This is a genomic window from Streptomyces sp. CA-181903 (assembly GCF_050937075.1).
Lineage (GTDB): Bacteria > Actinomycetota > Actinomycetes > Streptomycetales > Streptomycetaceae > Streptomyces.
The window spans coordinates 3660473-3680926 of the sequence record NZ_JBNJLY010000001.1; the positions used below are offsets into that span (position 1 = coordinate 3660473).

Below are 20454 nucleotides of genomic sequence, written 5' to 3' on the forward strand. Positions count from 1 at the left end.
CCGGGCGGGGCATGTCCAACGTGCGACGGGTGGCGTGAGCCCATGTTTCAGGGCGTCCACCACCGCGAGAGCCGTCGAACCGGTGCCCCGGATAGACGAAGCCCCTGGCGCAACAGCGACAGGGGCTCTTGCACCGAGAGGTTACCTGAGGAAGGACGAACGTGTCGGCTGCAGACCCGACTGGACAGCAGCTGCTGATCGTCGTCGACCCGGTCGCGCGGCGCGTGGACGGTGAATCCGTGCGGATCGCCAAGGACGTGCTGACGGCCGGGTCGATGGCCAGAATCTGCCTCCCGGACGGCCCCGGCGAGGTCGCGCGGGCGGTCGCCCGGCGCGGCCGGCGGCGGACGGTCATCGTCGGCGACGACCGGGCCTTACTGCGGGTCGTCGGCCTGCTGCACCGGGAGCGGGAGCTGATGGACGCGTCCCTCGCCTGGGTGCCCGTCGGCCCGCTGCCCGCCCTGTCGGTCGCCCGCGCGCTGGGCGTGCCCCCGGGCGCCGTGGCGGCGGCCCGAGCGGTGCTGGACGGCGTCGAACGGCGGCTGGGCCTGCTGGCCGACGAGGACGACGGCGTGGTGCTCGGCGGGCTCTGGGCGCCCGCGGAACGGCCGCGGACCCGGACCGGCTACCCGGCGGCGGCCCGCCCGGCGTACCGCCCGTGGTGGTCCCCCGCCGCCCGCACGGCCCGCACGGCCCTGGCCCTGCTCTCCCGCCCGGCGGCCCGCCCCGGGACCGGGCCCCGGCTGCGGGTGGAGGCGGACGGGGTGCTGCTGGCCGACGAGGAGCACCCGCTGGAGCGGGTGGCTGTCACGGCGGCCGGGGGCTTGGCGGAGGTGTCCGTGCAGCCGCAGGGAGCTGCCGGGCCGCTGCTCTGCCGCGCGCGGTCCGTCACCCTGTCCGGCCCCGACTTCCGGTACCGGGCCGACGAGCGGCTGCGGGGGCCGGTGGGGGAACGGACGTGGACGGCGGTGGGGGAGGCGTGGCGGCTGACGCTGCCGGGGTGAGGGGCCCCGGTCCCTCCCCCAGAGGGGGCACCCAGACTGAAGAGTGCGCCCGGGCGCGCTATCCAGCCCGTCCGGCGCTTGAGGACGAGCGGCGAAGCCGCGAAAAGCGGGGTCTGGGGCGCAGCCCCAGGAATCGGCGAAGGGGCGGGACCGGGGCACAGCCCGCCGCAGGCGCCCCCGCCCGCTACCCACCCGGCGTGATCAACCCCGCCTCGTACGCGAACACCGCGGCCTGCGTCCGGTCCCGCAACCCCAACTTCACCAGGATCCGGCTCACATGCGTCTTCACCGTCGACTCGGCGACGACCAGATACGACGCGATCTCCGCGTTCGACCGCCCCTGGGCGACCAGCACCAACACCTCCGTCTCCCGCTCCGTGAGCTCCCCGATCCGCTCCTGCGTGGGCTGCCGCGGCGTGCCGAGCCGCGAGAACTCGTGGATGAGCCGCTTGGTGACGGTCGGGGCGAGCAGCGCCTCGCCGGCGGCGACGACGCGGACGCCGTCGGCGAGCTGCCGGGCGGACGCGTCCTTGAGCAGGAAGCCGCTCGCCCCGGCGCGCAGCGCCTGGTAGACGTATTCGTCCAGGTCGAAGGTGGTGAGCACGAGCACCTTCGCGTCCGCGTCGGCGGCGACGATCTCCCGGGTCGCGTCGATTCCGTTGAGCCCGGGCATCCGGATGTCCATGAGGACGACGTCGGGCCGCAGCTCCGCGACCTTTTCCAGCGCCTGGCGCCCGTCCACCGCCTCGCCGACGACCTCGATGTCGGACTGGGCGTTGAGCAGCACGGAGAAGCCCTCGCGCACCATCATCTGATCGTCGACGATCAGCACCCGGATGCTCACGCGGCGGCCTCCGCCCGGACGTCGACGGGCAGGAAGGCGCTGACCTCGTAGCCGCCGTCCGCCGTCGGCTCGGCCGTCATCTCCCCGCCGAGCATGCCGACGCGCTCGCGCATGCCGAGGACGCCGTGGCCGGCGCCGGGCGACGGCTTGGCGGTCCGGTCGGGCGGCCCGTTGACGACGCGCAGGCCGAGCCCGCCGAGGACGTACGAGACCTCGACGCGCGCCGTGGAGCCGGGCGCGTGCCGCAGGACGTTGCTCAGCGCCTCCTGGACGATGCGGTACGCGGAGAGCTCCACGCCCTGCGGCAGCGGCCGCACCGCGCCGGTGACGACGTGCTCGACGGTCAGCCCGGCCTGCCGGACGTTGGCCAGCAGGCCGTCCAGCGCGTCCAGGGTCGGCTGCGGGGCCTCGGGCCCGTCGAGGACGTCGGAGCTGTCGGAACGGATGACGCCGAGGACGCGGCGCAGCTCGGTGAGGGCGGCCACGGCGTTCTCGCGGATGGTGGCGAACGCGGCGGCCAGCTCGGGCGGGGTGTCCTGGACGCGGTAGGGGGCCGCCTCGGCCTGGATGGCGACGACGGACATGTGGTGCGCGACGACGTCGTGCAGCTCGCGGGCGATGGTCGTGCGCTCCTCCAGGACGGTCCGCCGGGACCGCTCGACCTCGGTGACGGCCGTCTGGACGGCCACCTGCTCCCGCGATTCCCGCAGCACGCGGAACGCGAGGACCGCGAAGAGCAGGACCCCGGTGACGACGAGGTACTCGAAGAGCGAGGAGCCGGCGAGCACCGGATGGATCACGGTCAGGAAGACCCCGATGCCCGCCGTCGCCAGCCACATCTCGCCGGCCACCCGCGGCCGGCTGCGCATCGCGACGAGCAGCATGACCAGGGCGTGCACGGCGAACGGGATCGACATCGACAGGCCGGACCCCGTGACCGCGGCGCTCGACAGGAGGATCACGGCGACCGAGCACCACCACGCGCCGATCGGCCGGACCAGGGTCAGCAGGATGGGCACCCCGACGAGCAGCGAGGTCGCCGGCGTCCCCCCTGTACCAGTGCCTGGAACATCAGGAACACGGTGAACGTCACCAGTGCGGCGTGCGGCAGCCACCGGACGTAGCGGCGGGTCGCGCGCGGCACCACGGCGAGGAGCCGGCTGCCGTCCGCGAGCGGCGCCAGCGGCCGGAAGGCGAAGGCGCCGGCGAAGAGGTCGCGGTGGATGCCGTCGAGGGCGCTCTTCAGCACGAGCAGCTCACTGCGGAGGGTCGTCCCGGGGGAATGGTTCACGCGTTCCACCGTAAGCATCCGGACGGCGTACGTCGTCCCCGTTCATGGGGATCCGTCGGTGTCCGTCTCAAGTACTACGCGGCCGGTGCCGGGCTCCGGACGGACGCACGACGCGACGGCCACCAGCAACGCGTCGCAGGCCGGGGTGCCGGGCGTGACCGGCGCGTAATGCCCGACGCCGGGCAGGACGCGCAGTTCGGCCGTGCCCAGCAGCCGGGCGGCGACGGCGTAGCGGTGGGACAGCTCCACCGGCACCTCGGGGTCGGCCGAGCCGTGCAGCAGGGTGACGGGGACGCGGGGCCGCAGCAGCGCCGGGTCGGCCTCCGCCGCCGGACGGTCGCCGAGCAGCGCGTCGACGGCGCCGCCGCCGGTCCCCAGCCGCCGGGCCCGGGCCAGGTCGGCGACGGCGGCGACGGCCACCACCGCGTCCACGCCCGCGTCCTCCCGCGCGGCGGCGCACAGTGCGAGGTGGCCGCCGGCCGAGTGGCCGACGAGGACGTGCGGCCGGGTGCTCGGCGGTCCGGCGGCGAGGGCGGACCGCACGTCGTCGAAGGTGGCGGGCCAGCCGCCCCCGCCGCCGACCCTCCGGTACTCCGCGAGGGCGGTGTCGAACCCGCGCGCGGCCAGCGCGGCCGCGAGCGGGGCGAGGTGCCGGCGGTCGTACGCGGCGCGCCAGAAGCCGCCGTGCAGCAGGGTGACGCGGACGCCGTTGGGCATGCCGCGGGGCAGGTAGTGGTCGACGAGCTGGTCGGGGTGCGGACCGTAGGCGGTGGTGGCGTCGGGCGGGACGTACGGGAGCCCGAACAGCGCCTCTTCCTCGCCCTTCACAGCACCTCCGCGAGGGTCCGCGCCGCCCGCTCGGCCTCCGCGAAGGTGGTGTACAGCGGCGCGAAGCCGAATCGGAGCACGTCCGGGCGGCGGAAGTCGCCGACGACGCCGCGCCGCACCAGCGCGGCCATGACGTCCTCCGCGCCCGACGGGCAGCGCAGCGACACCTGGCTGCCGCGCTCGGCGTGCGCGGCGGGGGTGACGGGCTCCACCCGGCCGGGCGGGACGAGCGCGGCCACGCGGCGCAGGAAGAAGTCGGTGAGCGCGAGGCTCTTGGCGCGGACGGCGGCGAGGTCGACGCCGGCCCAGACGTCCAGCGCGGCGTCCAGCGCCAGCAGGGAGAGGATCTCGGGCGTCCCGGTCCGGCCGCGGGCCGCGCCGTCGGCCGGCCGGAAGGCGGGGTCCATGCCGAAGGGGTCGGCGTGCGAGTTCCAGCCGGGCAGCGGGGAGTCGAAGCGGTCCTGGTGGTCGCGGCGGACGTAGAGGAACGCGGGCGAACCGGGGCCGCCGTTCAGGTACTTGTACGTGCAGCCGACCGCGAGGTCCACGCCGTGCTCGTCCAGTCCGACGGGCAGCGCGCCCGCGCTGTGGCACAGGTCCCAGACGGCCAGCGCGCCGGCGGCGTGCAGGGCGGCGGTGGTGCCGGGCAGGTCGTGGAGCCGGCCGGTGCGGTAGTCGACGTGGTTGACCAGGGCGGCGGCGGTCCGCGGGCCGGCCGCGGCGGCGATGTCGGCGGCGGGGACGGCACGGATCCGGTGGCCCGTCAGCCGGGCGGCGGAGCCGGCGATGTAGCCGTCGGTCGGGAACGTCGCGGCGTCGACGAGGATCTCGTCGCGGCCGTCCCCCGCCAGTCGGACGGCGGCGACCACGGCCTTGAAGACGTTGACGCTGGTCGAGTCGCCCACCACCACCTGCCCGGGCGCGGCCCCGACCAGCCGCCCGATCCGGTCGCCGACGCGCTCGGGCGCGGCCCACCAGCCGGACTCCTCCCAGGAGCGGATCCGCAGCCGCCCCCACTCGCGGCGGACGACGTCGGCGAGGCGGGGGGCGACGGTGCGCGGCAGGGCGCCGAGGGAGTTGCCGTCGAGGTAGACGGTGTCGTCGTCGAGTTCGAACGCGGCGCGCTTGCCGCCGAGTTCGTCGGCGGCGTCCAGGCGCGCGGCGTCGGGGGCGGGTTCGGCGGCGCGTTCGTCAGTGTCGCGTTCGACGGCGGCGCGTCCGTCAGCGGAGCGTTCGCCGGCCTCGCATTCGTCAGCGGCACGTCCGTCCGCGTCAGACACGGCCGCGCGCCGTCCACAGCTCCGGGAACACCGTCTTGGCGGCCCGTTTCTCCAGCCAGGCGACGCCCGACGAGCCGCCGCTGCCCGGTTTGGCGCCCATCGCCCGCCGGGTGGCGATCAGATGGTCGTTGCGCCAGCGCCACACCCGCTCGGCGATCTCGGTCAGCTGCTCGCCGAGCCGGCACTCGTCGGCGCCCTGGTCGCCGGCGTAGACGCGCCGCCACACCTCCTCCACGCCCGGATCCGGTGCGTAGCGCGCGGTCACATCCCGGTCGAGCACCGCGCGGGGCACCGGGTGGCCGCGCCGGGCGAGCCAGCGCAACGCCTCGTCGTACAGGGACGGTTCGTGCAGCGCCTTCTCCAGCCGGGCGTGGACGCGCGGCACGTTGCGGTACGGCACCAGCAGGGACGTGGTCTTCTCGCCGAGCAGGAACTCCACCCGGCGGTACATGGCCGACTGGAACCCGGACGCCTCGCCGAGCGCCGGCCGGAACCGGTTGAACTGGGCGGGCGTCAGCCGGGCGACGGGCTCCCAGGAGGCGTTGAGCGAACCCAGCTCGTGCACCGACCGTTCCAGCGCGGCCAGCGCCGTGGGCAGGTCGTCCCCGCGCAGCGCGCGGGCGGCGGTCTCCCACTCGCGGACGAGGAGCGTGAACCACAGCTCCATCACCTGGGTGGTGACGAGGAACGCGAGCTCCCCGGGATCGTCGGTGACCGGGTGCTGGAGGCTGGAGAGGACCTCGGCGCGGACGTAGTCCTCGTAGGGCGTCGTGGCCTCGAACTCAAGGGAGGGGGGCGTGGGCGGCTGCGGCATCGTGGGCTCCTCGGCACTGCATGCGGCTTCCGGGTAGCGGTCCGCCCCTTTCCGTCGCGTTGGAGCCCCGGTCCCCTGTTCGCATCATGCGTCCCTGGGGGCGCGCCCGCAAGAGGCAAGCGCCGGACGCGCCTTGCGGCCCGTCCGGCGTTTGAGGACAACCGCGCGGAGCGCGGTTTCAGGGGGTCCGGGGGCTTGCCCCGGGAAACGGGGAAAGGGAGGGACCGGGGCACCAACCCGCCGCAGGCGGCTCAGCCCAGCGTGCTCGCCGCCGTAGGCGAGCTGTCCCGCAGGAACGCCGAGCACCGCTCGTACTCCTCCTGCTCCCCGATCGCCTGCGCGGCGCGGGCGAGCGCGTGCAGCGCCCGCAGGAACCCGCGGTTCGGCTCGTGCTCGAACGGCACCGGCCCGTGCCCCTTCCACCCGCTGCGCCGGAGCGCGTCGAGGCCGCGGTGGTAGCCGGTGCGGGCGTAGGCGTACGACTCGACGACCCGGCCGGCCTCGAACGCCTCGTCGGCGAGCTGCGCCCAGGCGAGCGAGGAGGCGGGGTACTTGGCGGCGACCTCGGAGGGCGCGGCGCCGGAGGCGAGCAGTTCGCGCGGCTCGGGGTCGTCGGGCAGGTGGGTCGGGGGCGGTCCCCCGAGCAGGTTCTGGTGAATGGCCATGGGCTCCAGTCTGCACTGTCGCCGCAGGCGCGCCAGGAGAGGCGTCACCCCGGCTCCGCCGGCGGCTCGGGCGGCGCCTCAGGGCCCGGCGACCGACGGGATCCATTCTCCCCGGGATCCAGCGGAGGGGCGGTCACCCCGCAGTGGAAGTCGCACTCGGGGTGGCGGCCGCCGCGCCGCGGCTCCCGGATCGTCGTCCAGGCCAGGGCCGCGCCCACCACCAGCGACCCGGCACACCAGGCCATCGCCCGCCGGAAGGCGCTGCCGAACGCGCCGGGGTCGCGGTACGCCTCGGGGCCCATCCCGGCGAGCAGCGGCAGCGCCGCCACCGCGACGAGGCCGGCGGCCCGGGCGGCGGCGTTGTTGATGCCGCTGGCCAGGCCGGCCCGGCCGACGTCGACCGAGGCCAGGACGGTGGCGGTGAGCGGGGCGACGAGGAGGGTCATGCCGAGGCCCAGGACGACGAGGGCGGGCAGCACGTCCCGCCAGTAGACGGCGCCCGCTCCGGCCCGCGTCATCAGCAGCATGCCCGCCGCGCACAGCAGCGGCCCGGCGGTGAGGGGCAGCCGGGGACCGATCGCCTGCCCGAACCGGCCCGCGCGGGAGGAGAGCAGCAGCATCAGGACCGTGGTGGGCAGTAGCGCGGTGCCGGCGGCCAGCGCGGACCAGCCGGCGACGATCTGGAGCTGGAGCACGGAGAGGAAGAAGAAGCCGCTGAAGGCCGCGTAGACGCAGACGGTGACGGCGTTGACCGCCGAGAAGGTACGGATCGCGAAGATGCCCGGCGGCAGCATCGGCTCGGCGAGGCGCCCCTCGACGTACACGAAGAGGGCGCCGAGCAGCACTCCGGCGACGGCCGGGCCGATGACCCAGGGGGACGCTCCCCGGTCGGGGGCGGCGATCAGGGCGTAGGTGACCAGGGCGAGGGCCAGCGCGCCGAGGGCGGCACCGGTCGCGTCGAAGCGGCCGCGGGCCGTGGGGTCCCGGGTCTCGGGGACGTGGCGGAGGGCCACCGGGACGCAGACGGCCGCGACCGGCAGGTTGATCAGGAAGACCCAGCGCCAGCCGGGCCCGTCCACCAGCCAGCCGCCCACGAACGGGCCGATCGCCGAGGCCACGCCGCCCAAGCCTGACCAGGCGCCCACAGCGGCGGCCCGGTCGTCGGGCCGGAACACGGACTGGAGGAGGGCGAGGGAGCCGGGGGTGAGCAGGGCACCGCCGACGCCCTGGAGCGCGCGGGCGGCGATCAGCACCCCGGCGTTCGGGGCGATCCCGCAGAGCAGGGAGGCGAGCGCGAACCACACCACGCCGACGACGAACACCCGCCGTCGCCCGAACCGGTCGCCGAGCGATCCGCCGAGGAGGATCAGCCCGGCGAGAGTGAGCATGTAGGCGTTCACCGTCCACTGGAGGACGGCCAGGTCGGCGCCGAGGTCGGCGCCGATGTGCGGCAGGGCGACGTTGACGACGGTGCTGTCCAGCATCGCCATGCCGGACCCGAGGACGGCCGTGAGCAGCACGAACCGTCCGGTGGCCGTGCCCATCCGGATCCCGGGGCCGGTGTCCGCGTCCGGTGCCCCGGGCACGGTGGTCGCGCGCTCGCGCTCGGACTCGCTCATGCTCCGATGGTCTCCCGGGGCGCCCGGGGAGGCCATGCGAAAGGGCCCGGCGCCCAAACGCCAGACCCTTCCGCGATGCCCTGCCGGCTACTCAAGCTAGTGCCCGTAGACCTACTTGAGCTTGGTGCCCGTCGAACGCAGGTCGGCGCACGCCTTGGTGACGCGCTCGGCCATGCTCGCCTCGGCCAGCTTGCCCCAGGTGCGCGGGTCGTAGGTCTTCTTGTTGCCGACCTCGCCGTCGACCTTCAGCACGCCGTCGTAGTTCTTGAACATGTGGGCCGCCACCGGACGCGTGAAGGCGTACTGGGTGTCGGTGTCGAGGTTCATCTTCACGACGCCGTTCTCCAGCGCGGTGCGGATCTCCTCCTCGGTGGAGCCGGAGCCGCCGTGGAAGACGAAGTCGAACGGGTCCTGCTTGCCGTGCTTGGCGGCGATGCCGTCCTGGAGCTCGCGGAGCAGCTCGGGGCGGAGGACGACGTTGCCCGGCTTGTAGACGCCGTGGACGTTGCCGAAGGAGGCGGCCAGCAGGTAGCGGCCCTTCTCGCCCAGGCCCAGCGCCTCGGCGGTCTTCTCGACGTCGGCGACGGTGGTGTAGAGCTCGTCGTTGATCTCGTGGGTGACGCCGTCCTCCTCGCCACCGGTCGGGGTGATCTCGACCTCAAGGATGATCTTCGCCTTGACGGCCTCGGCGAGCAGTTCCTTGGCGATGGCCAGGTTCTCGTCGAGCTTCTCGGCGGAGCCATCCCACATGTGGGACTGGAACAGCGGGTTCTGCCCGGCGGCCACGCGCTCCTGGGAGATCTTCAGCAGCGGGCGGACGTAACCGTCCAGCTTGTCCTTGGGGCAGTGGTCGGTGTGCAGGGCGATGTTGACCGGGTACTTCTTGGCCACGACGTGCGCGAACTCGGCCAGCGCGACGGCGCCGGAGACCATGTCCTTGCTGTACTGGCCGCCCAGGAACTCCGCACCACCGGTGGAGATCTGGATGATGCCGTCGCTCTCCGCCTCGGCGAAACCGCGCAGCGCGGCGTGCAGCGTCTGCGTCGAGGTCACGTTGATGGCCGGGTAGGCGAACTTGCCTGCCTTCGCCCGGTCGAGCATCTCGTTGTAGACCTCGGGAGTTGCGATGGGCATCTGTCCGCTCCTTGTGATGTGCGGGTGAAGCTACGGATGGGCCCTGACCTAGGGGCGACGTTCATCGTCGTCCCCATCTTCCCAGACTCCCCGATTTGCTCCACACGGTGCGTCCCGGCCAGGCCGCGGCCGCATACGCCGACGGGTGCGTGGTTTCACGTGAAACCACGCACCCGTCATCGATGCCCTGGGGAAACCGCAGGTCAGGCCAGACCGAGGTCCCCGAGCCGGTAACCCGTGACGTACCGCAGGCCGGCGTCGGCGATGGCCTGGGCGGCACCGCGGTCGACGATCGTCGCCACGGCGACGACCTCGGCACCGGCCTCGCGGGCGGCCTCCACGGCGGTCAGCGGCGAACCGCCGGTGGTGGAGGTGTCCTCGACGACCAGCACCCGGCGGCCCGCGATGTCCGGGCCCTCGATGCGGCGCTGCATGCCGTGCGTCTTCTGCGCCTTGCGGACGACGAAGGCGTCCAGCTTCCGGCCGCGCGCGGCGGCGGCGTGCAGCATCGAGGTGGCGACCGGGTCGGCGCCCAGGGTCAGCCCGCCCACGGCGTCGTACTCCAGGTCGGCGGTGGCGTCCAGCATCACCTGGCCGACCAGCGGGGCGGCCTCGGCGTCGAGGGTGATCCGGCGCAGGTCGATGTAGTAATCGGCCTCCTTGCCGGAGGAGAGGGTCACCTTGCCGTGGACCACGGCCTTGTCCTTGATCTGCTGCAGCAGGGCGTCACGCGCGTTCATGGGCATGAGCCTATGCCAGGCTCCGCCAGCTCCACGTGGTGGAGATCTCCAGCGGGTCGATGGGGGTGACCAGGCGGGGCATGGTGTTCAGCCCGTTGGGCGGTCCGGACTGCGGCTCGACGCAGACGGCCTCGTCCTGCTCGTCGTAGACGACGACCCACTCGGCGCGGCTGGTGATCTTGAGCTCCAGGGCCCCGGGCCAGGTCAGGGTCACCGCGACGCCGTCCGGCATGCCGAAGCAGTCGTCCCACGGGCCGGGGAGCGGGTCGATCCGCCGGCCGGTCGGCAGGTGGTCCTCGCCGCGCTCCTCCTGCCAGGCGGGGGCGAAGTCCAGCTCCGCGTCGCCGCCGGTGCCGAGGTTGCGCAGGAACCAGGGGTGCCAGCCGGCCTGGGCCGGGAAGGAGTCCGAGGCCGCCTCGACGCCCATGGTGAGGGTCAGCGAGTCCTCGGCCAGCTCCACCAACTGGGTGACGCGACCGGGGTACGGCCAGGGTTCGGCGAGGTCGTAGGTGAACGCGGCGAAGGAGTCCTCGGCCCGGGAGACCCGCCAGGCCGTGTCGCGGCCGGTGCCGTGCAGCGCGTGCGGATGCGGGAGGTGGTTCAGCGGCATCTGGTGCGTCTCGCCGCCGTTGCGGAACCGGCCTTGGGCGATCCGCCCGCACCACGGGACCATGGGGAAGGAGCCGTACTTCGGCCCTTGGCGGAGGAGTTCGGTCCCGTCGATCCTGAGACTGGAGAGGCGGCAGCCGTTCTCCGCGTCCACGGTCACCGCGGCCTTGCCTGCGGTCAGTGTCGTCTGAGCGTTGGTCACCCTCCCGACGATAGGCGGGCTCCGGCGCGCGCACGCGGCGGCGTCCCGGCCGGGCGCCGCCCCGGGTCACCGTCCCCGGGTCACCGCCTGCGGCGCAGCACCCGGCCGACGACCACGGCCGAGGCCAGGGCCACGGCCGCCGCCGGGGCCGCCCAGCGCAGGGCCGCCCGGCCGGACGTGGTCTCGGGCGCGGGGACCGGCGCGTACCGGCCGCGCGGTGGCGCGTGGTCGACCTCCTCCGCGCTGCGTCCGATCATCGTCCGGCGGGCGTGGGCCGCCTCGGCCGGCGGCTCGTCGTCCGGCAGGACCTCGGCGGGCAGCACCTCGGAGGCGGGTGCGAACGCCTCGTCGTCCAGGGGCGGCAGTTCGTCGCGGAGCGCCGCGTCCCGGACGTCCTGGGCCAGCTCCTCGGCGAGTGCCGTGGCGAAGCGGTCCAGCAGCCGGCGGGCCGTGCCCTCGGCCGTCCGGGCGTCGAACTCGGCGAGCCGGCCGGCCCGGGAGACCGTTCCGGAGCAGGCCACCCGGGTGCCTCCGGGGGCCTCCTCGGGCAGGGCGCTCAGGGTGAGCGACACGGACGCCGAGCCGCGGGCCTCGGTGCCCTCGGCGGACAGCTCGTACGCGCCGTCGTGCTCGGTCAGCCGCAGCGATCCCCGGTAGGTGATCGTCGACCCGCCGATGCGCAGCCGCAGCCGGCCGGCCACCGTGATGCCGGTGCCCGCCGGCGCGCCGTCCGCGTCGTCCGTCCCGCCCTCGTCCTGCTGGAGGCCCGGGACGCACCGGGCCACCCGGGCGGGGTCGGCCAGGGCCCGCCGGACGTCACCGACGGGGAACGGAACGAAAACCTCGTGCTCCATGGCAAGCGAGCCTACCCACCGGGTCCTTCACCATGGACTCCCCGGTCGAATCCGATCGAACTTTCCGATGGGTCGCCCTTGGCGGTGTCAGTCGGCGACCGTGAAGCGCTCGCCGATGTGCCGCGGCTTCTCGATCTCGTCGACGAGGGCGACGGCGTAGTCCTCCGCGGAGATGCGGCTCTTGCCGTTCTCGTCCACGACCAGGTCGTCCAGGCCGGTGCGGTAGGTGCCGGTGCGCTCGCCGGGCTCGATCAGGCCAGCCGGGCTGAGGTTGGTCCAGCGCACGTCGGTGACCGTGCGGTAGAAGTCCAGCGCGTCGCCGTGGGCGTGCATGATCTGGAGCAGGAACTCGGGCAGCCCCTCCGCGTCCCAGACCTGCTTGCCGTCGGGCGTGCGCAGCGAGCCGGCGCCGCCGACCGCGATCAGCCGCGGGGCCGCGTCGCCGAGCGAACGCAGGCCCTCCACCAGGGACTTGGCGGCGGGGGTGATGGTGGCGAGGTGGCCCGGGCCGTCGCCGCCGCCGACCGCGCTGACGACGACGTCCTGGCCCTGGGCCACGGCGGCGACGGACTGCGGGTCGAGCACGTCACCGGTGGTGACCGTGAGGTTGGCGTGCTGCTCGGTGAGCTTGGCGGGGTCGCGGACGACGGCCGTCACCTGGTGTCCGCGGTCGAGGGCCTCGCGCAGCACGCGGCTGCCGATCGTGCCGTTGGCGCCGAAGAGGGCGATCTTCGCCATGGGGTTCTCCTGAGGGGGTCGGTGGTGTTTCGAGGGGGGATTACGCGCCGGTTCCATGCTCGTCGAGGGCACGGGTGAGCGCCTGCGCGGAGGTCGCGGGGCCGCCGAGCCGGCGGACGCCGCCGTCGGGGGTGTGCAGCAGCAGGGTGGGGAAGCTGTCCACACCGAGCCGCCGGACCTCGCGGAAGCCGGCCAGTGCCTCCTGCCGGGTGTCGGGGCGGGCGTAGGCGGCGGCCGCCTCGTCCGCGTCCAGGCCGGCCCCGGCGGCGACGGCCTTGAGGGTGGCCGGGTCGGACAGGCTGCGCCCGTCGCGGTACCAGGCGCCCTGGAGCGCCCCCGCGAGTTCGAACGTCCGCTCGGGCGCCTGCCGGGCCAGGGCGACCAACGCCGTCGCCGCGTCGGCGGAGTCGAGCACGGTCGTGCCCTCCGTCACCGCCCGGGAGTACGCCGCGCCGAAGACCGCGCCCGTCAGCTCGGCGATCCGGGCGTCCGACTGCGGGATGTACGAGGCGTACGCGCCCACCGGCTGCGCCCGGGCGCCTGTGAACAGGCCGCCGCTCAGTACCCGGAGGTCGAGCCGGTCGGCGTTCACGGCAGCGAACTCGCGGACGGTGGGGCCATAGCCGTAGCACCAGCCGCAGTAGGCGTCGAATGCGTAGGTGACGGTCTGCCGGGGCCGTGCCATGGCGTTCACCTCGTTCTCCTTGAGTAGTTGCACGGGAAATCACTGTGGTGACTGATGGCAACGCTACGAGGGCCCGGCGGCCACGACCAGGTACGCTCGGGTCCCGTCATGGTGAAAAAGCGACACGGGTGCACGGACGCCGCCGACGGCGCCGGCGAGGCCGACGGCATCGTCGAGCTGACCTACCGGCCGCCGCCCGGCACGCCGCAGGGCATCGAGGTGATGACCGTCGCCGAGCTGCGCGCCCGGGCGCCCGAGGGCCTGCTGCCCCGGCCGCAGCGGCTGGACTTCCATCAACTGGTGGTCGTCGACTCGGGCGCCACCTCGCACACCGTGGACTTCACGGGCTACTGGCTGACCGAGGGCTCGGTGCTCTGGGTACGTCCCGGCCAGGTGCAGAGCTTCGGGGACGCGGACCGGATCGAGGGCACGGTGATCCTCGTCCAGCCGAACTTCCTCCCGCCCGGTTCGCCCGTGGCGGCGCTGGCCGACGACCCGTTCCACCCCGTGCTGTGGCAGCCCGTCGGCTCCGACCGCGAGGCGGTGACCTGCGCGGTACGCCATCTCGCGGCCGACTTCCGCACCGGCGCCGGCCTCCCCGCCGACGTGCACGCGGACGTCCTGCGCCACCTGCTGTCCGTGCTGGTCCTCCGGCTGGCGCACCTCACCGCGCCGGTGGGCAGCCGCGTCCCGGCGCCGTCGGACGCGTTCCTCCGCTTCCGCGCCGCGGTGGAACGCGACTTCGCCGGCACCCACCGGGTCACCGACTACGCCCGCGCCCTCGGCTACGCGCCCCGCACCCTCTCCCGCGCCACCCTGGCCGCGGCCGGGGTGGGCGCCAAGGAGTTCATCGACCGGCGGGTGATGCTGGAGGCCAAGCGGCTGCTCGCCCACAGCGACCTGGCGGTCGTCCGGGTCGGGGAACGGCTGGGCTTCGAGGACGCCGCGAACTTCTCGAAGTTCTTCCAGCAGCGGGCCGGGACGACCCCGGGAGCCTTCCGGGAGACGGCTCGCGGGGCGGGGCGGTAGGGGGCAGCGGGGTCCGGCGGGCGCGCGGCCCCGGAGGATCGGGGAGCGTCCGCGGCGGCGGGGCCGGAGCGCGCGTGCGGCCCCGAGCCGTCAACGCGGCGCCGCGCTCACTCCTCGTACCGCGGACGCATCAGCGTCGACGGCGGCTCCGCCGCGCCCGGCGGCCGTACGACGGGCCGGGCGCCCACGGCGGACGCCTCGGGCAGCCCCGCGAGCGGCGCCTCACCGGCTTCCGGCCGCCCCGGCCCCCGCCCCGGAGCGCCCTCCTCCGCCCGGCCGGCCAGCAGGAAGCCCCACTCCTCCCCCGCCGCCCCGGCCCGGTACGCCTCGGTGGCCAGGCCGACCGACCGCAGGGTCGCGTCCACCGTCCAGAAGTCGTGCGCGTTCCCGGACACGCGCCCGGCGTGCACCACCAGGCGCCCGCCGGGCGCGAGGCGCCGCGCGGCCAGCCCGTAGAACTCCTGCGAGTACAGCTTGGCGCCGCCGGGCCCGTCCGGCCCCGGCAGGTCGCAGACCTCCACGTCGTAGGGTTCCCCGCCGGCCGCGGCGCGCCGCAGCCAGGCGAAGGGGTCGGCGTGCGCGACGGTGACCCGGGGGTCGGCGTAGGCGTCCCGGTTGAGGCGGCGCAGGCCGGGGTCGGTGCGGGCGAGCCGCACCACCGCCGCGTCCGGCTCGACGACCGTCACCGCCGCCACGCCCGGCCGCCGCAGCACCTCGCGCAGGGCGAGGCCGTCGCCGCCGCCGAGCACCAGGACGCGCCGGTGGGGCCGGCCGTCGCGGGCCGCACCAGGGCCTCCTGGTAGCGGGAGGACTCGCCGGCGGCGCGCAGCCGCCCGTTGAGGAAGAGGGAGAGCGGACGGCCGCCGCGGCCGCCCCCGGTGAGGACGATCTCCTGGAGCTCGGTGCGGACGGCGACCCGGACGTCCCCGCCGTAGACCGCGTGCCGGGCGGCCCGTTCGAACGGTCCCGTGAGGGCGGAGCAGACCGCGAGCAGCGCCAGGACCAGCGCGTTCGCCGCTGTCACGACCCGGCGGGCGCGGGCGCTGAGGTCGCCCCGGAACACCGCGAGCACCAGCGCCCCGCCCGCGACGGCGTTGATCGCGCCGGTCACCAGCGCCCCGGTCAACTGGCCGAGCATGGGCAGCAGCAGGAACGGGAAGGCGAGCCCGCCGACGAGGGCGCCCACGTAGTCGGCGGCGAACAGGTCGGCGACCGCGCCGCCCGGGTCCTGCCGCCGGACACGCTGGATGAGGGTCATCAGCAGCGGCACCTCGGCTCCGATGAGCACCCCGATGACCAGGGAGAACACCACCAGGGCGGGCCACGCCCGGCCGTACCAGGCGAAGCAGGCGTAGAGCGCCATCGCCGACAGGCCGCCGACCAGGGCCAGTGCCGCCTCCACGGCCGCGAAGCCGAGCGCGGCGCGCCGCCGCAGCCGTTTGGCCAGCAGCGATCCCACGCCCATGGCGAAGACCATCACCGACAGCACGACGGACGCCTGGGTGACGGAATCGCCGATGAGGTACGAGGCCAGGGCGACCAGTTCCAGCTCGTACACCAGGCCGCAGGCGGCGCAGACGAAGACCGTGATCAGCACGAGCAGACGGCCGAGCCCGGCCGGTACGGGCAAGCGTGCGGGTACCGGTCGGTAGATCATGCCGGAACGCTACGTCACGATCCGGCCACGTCACGTCACCCACACGAGTTCAATGCGGGTGTTGCACGAGCTAGTTGAGGGACGGGCCGTTCGCCAGGGGGCTCGCGCCAGGGCGGGGGGCGGCGCCCCGTGCGCCCGCCGGCGCGACGTACTCGGCGCGCACGCCCACCCGGGTGCGGGTGACGACCAGCCGCCCCTCCTGCGGGTACGCGTGCCAGGTACGCCAGCTGACCTGGCCGTCCCTGCGCTGGGCGAGCAGGGCGGTGAAGGCGTGCGGGTCGCCCGGAAACGTTCCGGCGAGCCCCTGGGGGTGTTCGGCGACCAGCGCCAGCAGCTCCTGCGCGCGCCCGGCGAAGGAGCACCGGGTCAAGGTCTCGACGCGGGCCGCGAATTCGTACTCCCAGCAGCCGACGCGCTTGGCGACGCCCAGGGGCAGCGGGGTGCTGCTGCCGGGTATGCAGGCGACGGTCTCCGAACAGCTGCCGCTGTCCTCCTCCAGAAGGACCTGGTGGGAGGCGCCGAGCAGGCGCAACTGCACGGACGCCGCATCGAGTTGGAGGTCGAGTACGGCCAGCGCCGGCAGCGGTTCCCGGCCCAGGCACCAGGCCAGGTCGGCCGCGCGGGTGTCGGTATAGCTGGTCTTGAGGGTGGTGAGCATGGGTCGGCTCCGCGAGCGAACAGTGGGGGGATGGCCGGCCCACCCGAGGAGGACCAGATCTTCGAGGCGCCGGCTCATGCCCGCTTTGGAGGCTCCCGGATCCGGCGGAGGCGATTCCGAGAATCCCAGGAGTTTTCTCTGAACGTGGCTCTGATCGAAAGGAAATCATGAAGCCAACGGCGCCCACAGCATTTTTACCCATCATCGTCGATTTTCCATCCACGCGTGGGCCGGACAGCTCACATGTTCAACGAAACAACGCCCGGCGGCAGTTGTCGCCGCCGGGCGCATATGCGGTCAAGCATGGGCCACTTGCAAATCCCCAGATCAAACGGCCTTTGCCAGGGGTTTCCCGGCGGGTTTGCCCCGACGGGACGCCCACTCCTGGCTCAGCACGCCCCGGCGGACGCCGCCCGCTCCAGCCGTTCCACGGCATCGAGAACGGCTTCCTCGCGCTTGCAGAACGAGAATCGCACCAGATGGGACGGGGCGCCGGGGCGCACAAAGAAGGCGGATGTCGGAATGGCCACCACCCCGGCGCGCAAAGGGAGTTCACGGCAGAATCGCACGCCGTCCCCATGCCCCCACGCGCGGATGTCCGCCTGGACGAAATACCCGGCGTCCGCCCGGTAGGGGCGCAACCCGGCGCGCGTCAGTCCGTCGCTCAGCAGATCGCGGTTGCGCCCCAGCGTCCGCCGCAGCTCCGCCGCCCACTCCTCCACGCCCCCAGCGCGCGGGCGAGCGCGTCCTGGAAGGGCGCGCCCGAGGTGTAGGTGAGGAACTGCTTCACTCCCGCCACCGCCGCCACCAGCCGCGCGGGCCCGCAGACCCAGCCGACCTTCCAGCCCGTCACCCCGAACGTCTTGCCGGCCGACGAGATGGTCAGCGTCCGCTCCCGCATCCCGGGCAGCGCGGCGATCGTCCGGTGGACGGGCCCGTTCCCCTCTCCCTCACCGGCCCCTCCTTCGCCGAAGACCAGGTGCTCGTACACCTCGTCCGTCACGACCGTCAGCCCGTGCTCGCGGCACACCTCCGCGACGGCCGCCAGCTCCGCCGGCGTGAACACCTTGCCCGTCGGGTTGTGCGGCGTGTTCAGCACCAGGACCCGGGTCCGCGGGGTGACGGCGGCCCGCAGCGCGTCCGCGTCCAGGACGAAGGCATCCCCTTCCGTGACCAGCGGCACGGGCACGAGCTTCGCACCCGCGAAGCGGGCCACCGCCGCGTAGGCGTCGTAGCAGGGGTCGAAGGCCAGCACCTCGTCCCCCGGATCGCACAGCCCCAGCAGCGCCCCGGCGAGCGCCTCGGTGGCGCCCGTCGTCACCAGCACCTCGCCGAGCGGGTCGTACTCCAGGCCGTACCGCCGCCGCTGATGCGCGGCGACCGCCTCGCGCAGCGCGGGCGTCCCGTGCGCCGGCGGATACTGGTTGGCCCCCGCCAGCACCGCCGCCGCGACGTCCTCCAGCAGCGCGCGCGGACTGCCCAGCTCCGGCACGCCCTGCCCCAGGTTGACCGCCCCGGTGCTCCGGGCCAGCTCGGTCATCTCCGTGAACACCGACGTGCCCAGCCCCGTGAGCCGTGCCGCCGGCCCCCGCGTCCCGTACCCCGTCCCGCTCGGCGCTCCACCGTGTTCCGCGCTCATCCGCGCCCCTCCCGGTCTTCCTCCGGACTGTCCGTGACCCGGACCACCCTAGGGGGACGCGAACACCCGTGCCCGGGTACGGGCGACGCCGTCCCGGTGCGCCAGCCGGGTGGAAGCCGCGCCCCCTACGGGCGTGACGCACCGCGCCCGCGAGGCCCCGGACGCATGGTCGGTATGCCGCACGTTCCGCACCGTCCGTACCGGCGCCGTCCCCGGCGCCCCGACCGGTCCCGCCGCCCGGCCCGTCCCCGCGGGGCCCGGCCGCACCTCCCCGGCCGGCCCGGGAGGTGCCCCGAGGAGGTCCCGTGTCCGCCGACACCGCCGTGCCCGTCCGCGCCCCGGAGCCGCGCCGCGCCCCCGCCGACGGCCCGGCCCGGCGCGCGGAACGGGTGCGCGAGGCTCTGCGCCGCGCCCTGCCCGCGCTCGTGCTCTACGCCGCGGCCCGGCTGGCCGGCGTGGCCACGATGGCCTCCTGGGCCTGGTCGACCGGCCGCCATCCGCGCACCCTGCTCGGCCACTCCTGGGACGCGATCTGGTACGCGGGCATCGCCGAGGACGGCTACGGGCTGATCCTCCCGTCCCCCACCAGCCACTCGGTGATCTACAGCGACTACGCGTTCTTCCCGCTCTTCCCCGGTCTCGTGCACGCGCTGACGACGCTGACCCCGTTCTCGATCGTCTCCGCGCAGCTCGTCGTCGCCTGGACCGCCGCGGCCTGCGCGGCCTGGGGGATCTACGCCGTCGGCGAGCGGCTGTACGGACGGCGGGCGGCCACCTGGCTGGTGCTCCTCTGGGGGCTGCTGCCGCACTCCATCGTGCAGACGATGGGCTACACGGAATCCCTGATGACCGCCCTCGCCGCGTGGGCCCTCTACGCCGTCGTCACCCGCCGGCACGTCTGGGCGGGGGCGCTCGCGCTGGCCGCCGGGCTGTCCCGGCCCAACGCCATCGCCGTCGCCGCCGCCGTCGGCTGCGCCACGCTGGTCGTCCTGCACCGCGAACCGCGTTCCCGCACCGACTGGCGGCTGTGGACCGGCCTCGCGCTCGCCCCGCTGGGGTGGGGCGGTTACGTGCTGTGGGCGGGCTACCGCTCGGGGTTCGGCCCGCTGGGCTACTTCACCGTGCAGCGGCGGTGGGGGTCGCGGTTCGACTTCGGCGCGGACGCGTTCCGGTTCGTCCGGCACCTGTTCACCGGCCGCGACGGGATGGCGTACTACGGCTCCCTGGGCGTCCTGGTCGTCGCGCTGGTCGCGCTCGTCTTCCTCGTGCTGGAACGGCCGCCCGCCCCGCTGCTCGCCTACACCCTGGTGCTGTGCGTGATCGCCCTCGGCGGCTCCAGCTACTTCGCGTCCAAGCCGCGCTTCCTGCTGCCCGCCTTCCCGCTGCTGATCCCGCTGGCCCTGGGCATGACGAGAGCCCGGTCGCGCACCGTCGCGGTGACGGTCGGCGCGCTGGCCGGGCTCTCGTGCGTGTACGGGACCTACCTGGTGACGACGGCCCGCCTGCCCATGTAGGCCCCGGGCCGGCGTCGTCCGAAGATCAGGCCTCGGCGTCGGGCTTGTCGTCGCCGTCGCCGTCGCCGGACTCCAGGTCCTCCTCCAGGCCCAGCTGCTCCACCAGCCAGCGGTCGAACTCGACCGAGGCGCGGACCCAGCTGACGGTGCTGGACACGAAGTGCTCCAGCGACACCCCGACGCCGATCAGCATCTGGGCCTCGCCGATGAGGCGGACCGTGCCGTCGTCGTTGGTGTGCGTGTAGACCTTGGGCCACAGGGTGCGGCGGTTCCAGTCGTCGATGACCTCGAGCAGCTTGCCCTTGTCGTCGATGCCGTGCGGCCGGTCGTAGAACGTCCGCACGGAGAAGACCTGCTGCTCCTCCTCACCGCGGAACATGAAATACGTACGGAACTGCTCCCACGGAGCCGCGAGGTCACCCTCGTCGTCCACGAGGTACTTCAGCTCCATCTGCTCCAGGAGCTGCTTGACCAGGTCCTGGTCGGGGATGACGGGACCGGCCGGGCCCGTCTCTTCGGGCTGCGGCTCGGGCTGGCCCCCGAAATTCGGAATCGAGGACGGGTCGATGCTCACCGTGGATTTCCCTTCGTACGGTTGCGGCCATCCTCCCCCACACCAGCCCCTGCCCCGCAACCCCTGGCGCATGCGT

17 protein-coding genes and 3 pseudogenes are annotated in these 20454 nt (G+C 74.3%); 3 read left to right on the top strand and 17 right to left on the bottom strand.

Annotated features, from left to right (window positions below):
- Positions 1 to 161: 161 nt before the first annotated feature.
- Positions 162 to 1004, top strand: coding sequence for a diacylglycerol kinase (locus ACQEVS_RS16315; RefSeq protein WP_433021092.1), 843 nt, complete (start codon positions 162 to 164; stop codon positions 1002 to 1004).
- Positions 1005 to 1188: 184 nt separating this feature from the next.
- Here the strand turns inward: ACQEVS_RS16315 and ACQEVS_RS16320 are convergent, their stop codons facing one another.
- From ACQEVS_RS16320 to ACQEVS_RS16380, 13 genes and pseudogenes are all read right to left on the bottom strand, one after another.
- A complete protein-coding gene (locus ACQEVS_RS16320; protein WP_433027605.1) occupies positions 1189 to 1815 on the bottom strand; it encodes a response regulator in 627 nt (208 codons plus the stop codon).
- A 29-nt stretch (positions 1816 to 1844) separates the two neighbouring features.
- Positions 1845 to 3157: pseudogene (locus tag ACQEVS_RS16325) on the bottom strand (sensor histidine kinase).
- Positions 3158 to 3181: 24 nt separating this feature from the next.
- Positions 3182 to 3967, bottom strand: coding sequence for an alpha/beta hydrolase (locus ACQEVS_RS16330; RefSeq protein WP_433021094.1), 786 nt, complete (start codon positions 3965 to 3967; stop codon positions 3182 to 3184).
- On the bottom strand, positions 3964 to 5121 hold the full coding sequence (gene kynU / locus ACQEVS_RS16335; protein ID WP_433027608.1) for a kynureninase: 1158 nt from the start codon (positions 5119 to 5121) through the stop codon (positions 3964 to 3966). Before kynU ends, ACQEVS_RS16330 begins: the two co-directional genes overlap by 4 nt.
- Before the next feature lie 118 nt (positions 5122 to 5239).
- Positions 5240 to 6061 (bottom strand): tryptophan 2,3-dioxygenase, encoded by an 822-nt coding sequence (locus tag ACQEVS_RS16340; protein WP_433021096.1) that lies wholly within the window; start codon positions 6059 to 6061, stop codon positions 5240 to 5242.
- A gap of 251 nt (positions 6062 to 6312) precedes the next feature.
- Entirely contained in the window at positions 6313 to 6726 is a 414-nt protein-coding gene (locus tag ACQEVS_RS16345; RefSeq protein ID WP_433021098.1) for a DUF3151 domain-containing protein, read from the bottom strand.
- Positions 6727 to 6770: 44 nt separating this feature from the next.
- The gene (locus tag ACQEVS_RS16350) at positions 6771 to 8345 is read right to left on the bottom strand and encodes an MFS transporter (protein WP_433021100.1); all 1575 of its coding nucleotides are present in this window, start codon (positions 8343 to 8345) and stop codon (positions 6771 to 6773) included.
- A gap of 111 nt (positions 8346 to 8456) precedes the next feature.
- Positions 8457 to 9479 carry a class II fructose-bisphosphate aldolase gene (fbaA, locus tag ACQEVS_RS16355; RefSeq protein ID WP_398267171.1) on the bottom strand — a complete coding sequence of 341 codons (1023 nt, stop codon included), beginning with the start codon at positions 9477 to 9479 and terminating at the stop codon, positions 8457 to 8459.
- A gap of 203 nt (positions 9480 to 9682) precedes the next feature.
- On the bottom strand, positions 9683 to 10219 hold the full coding sequence (gene pyrE / locus ACQEVS_RS16360) for an orotate phosphoribosyltransferase (RefSeq protein WP_433021102.1): 537 nt from the start codon (positions 10217 to 10219) through the stop codon (positions 9683 to 9685).
- A gap of 10 nt (positions 10220 to 10229) precedes the next feature.
- The gene (locus ACQEVS_RS16365) at positions 10230 to 11030 is read right to left on the bottom strand and encodes an aldose 1-epimerase (protein WP_433021104.1); all 801 of its coding nucleotides are present in this window, start codon (positions 11028 to 11030) and stop codon (positions 10230 to 10232) included.
- A gap of 80 nt (positions 11031 to 11110) precedes the next feature.
- Entirely contained in the window at positions 11111 to 11884 is a 774-nt protein-coding gene (locus ACQEVS_RS16370; RefSeq protein ID WP_433021106.1) for a CoxG family protein, read from the bottom strand.
- Between the two features lie 87 nt (positions 11885 to 11971).
- Positions 11972 to 12622, bottom strand: coding sequence for an NAD(P)-dependent oxidoreductase (locus ACQEVS_RS16375; RefSeq protein ID WP_433021108.1), 651 nt, complete (start codon positions 12620 to 12622; stop codon positions 11972 to 11974).
- Between the two features lie 40 nt (positions 12623 to 12662).
- Positions 12663 to 13340 carry a DsbA family protein gene (locus ACQEVS_RS16380; RefSeq protein WP_433021110.1) on the bottom strand — a complete coding sequence of 226 codons (678 nt, stop codon included), beginning with the start codon at positions 13338 to 13340 and terminating at the stop codon, positions 12663 to 12665.
- Positions 13341 to 13415: 75 nt separating this feature from the next.
- On the opposite strand from ACQEVS_RS16380, the gene ACQEVS_RS16385 reads away from it, so the two are divergent.
- Entirely contained in the window at positions 13416 to 14336 is a 921-nt protein-coding gene (locus ACQEVS_RS16385; protein ID WP_433021112.1) for a helix-turn-helix domain-containing protein, read from the top strand.
- Positions 14337 to 14443: 107 nt separating this feature from the next.
- On the opposite strand, the pseudogene ACQEVS_RS16390 reads toward ACQEVS_RS16385, so the two are convergent.
- From ACQEVS_RS16390 to ACQEVS_RS16400, 3 genes and pseudogenes are all read right to left on the bottom strand, one after another.
- Positions 14444 to 15993: pseudogene (locus ACQEVS_RS16390) on the bottom strand (polyamine aminopropyltransferase).
- Between the two features lie 70 nt (positions 15994 to 16063).
- A complete protein-coding gene (locus tag ACQEVS_RS16395; protein ID WP_433021114.1) occupies positions 16064 to 16651 on the bottom strand; it encodes a DUF2617 family protein in 588 nt (195 codons plus the stop codon).
- A 389-nt stretch (positions 16652 to 17040) separates the two neighbouring features.
- Positions 17041 to 18191, bottom strand: a pseudogene (locus tag ACQEVS_RS16400) (aminotransferase class I/II-fold pyridoxal phosphate-dependent enzyme).
- A gap of 404 nt (positions 18192 to 18595) precedes the next feature.
- Between ACQEVS_RS16400 and ACQEVS_RS16405 the strand changes: the two are divergent.
- Entirely contained in the window at positions 18596 to 19804 is a 1209-nt protein-coding gene (locus tag ACQEVS_RS16405; protein WP_433021116.1) for a hypothetical protein, read from the top strand.
- Positions 19805 to 19829: 25 nt separating this feature from the next.
- Here ACQEVS_RS16405 and ACQEVS_RS16410 read toward each other — a convergent pair whose 3' ends face one another.
- Positions 19830 to 20378 carry a YbjN domain-containing protein gene (locus ACQEVS_RS16410; protein WP_223766122.1) on the bottom strand — a complete coding sequence of 183 codons (549 nt, stop codon included), beginning with the start codon at positions 20376 to 20378 and terminating at the stop codon, positions 19830 to 19832.
- Positions 20379 to 20454 lie beyond the last annotated feature (76 nt).

Bases quoted from the DNA above. Each gene is read 5' to 3' on its own strand.
- ACQEVS_RS16320 (WP_433027605.1), bottom strand. From the start codon at position 1,815: ATGATGGTGCGCGAGGGCTTCTCCGTGCTGCTCAACGCCCAGTCCGAC.
- pyrE (WP_433021102.1), bottom strand. From the start codon at position 10,219: ATGAACGCGCGTGACGCCCTGCTGCAGCAGATCAAGGACAAGGCCGTG.
- fbaA (WP_398267171.1), bottom strand. From the start codon at position 9,479: ATGCCCATCGCAACTCCCGAGGTCTACAACGAGATGCTCGACCGGGCG.
- ACQEVS_RS16385 (WP_433021112.1), top strand. From the start codon at position 13,416: ATGGTGAAAAAGCGACACGGGTGCACGGACGCCGCCGACGGCGCCGGC.
- ACQEVS_RS16345 (WP_433021098.1), bottom strand. From the start codon at position 6,726: ATGGCCATTCACCAGAACCTGCTCGGGGGACCGCCCCCGACCCACCTG.
- ACQEVS_RS16370 (WP_433021106.1), bottom strand. From the start codon at position 11,884: ATGGAGCACGAGGTTTTCGTTCCGTTCCCCGTCGGTGACGTCCGGCGG.
- ACQEVS_RS16350 (WP_433021100.1), bottom strand. From the start codon at position 8,345: ATGAGCGAGTCCGAGCGCGAGCGCGCGACCACCGTGCCCGGGGCACCG.
- ACQEVS_RS16340 (WP_433021096.1), bottom strand. From the start codon at position 6,061: ATGCCGCAGCCGCCCACGCCCCCCTCCCTTGAGTTCGAGGCCACGACG.
- ACQEVS_RS16395 (WP_433021114.1), bottom strand. From the start codon at position 16,651: ATGCTCACCACCCTCAAGACCAGCTATACCGACACCCGCGCGGCCGAC.
- ACQEVS_RS16375 (WP_433021108.1), bottom strand. From the start codon at position 12,622: ATGGCGAAGATCGCCCTCTTCGGCGCCAACGGCACGATCGGCAGCCGC.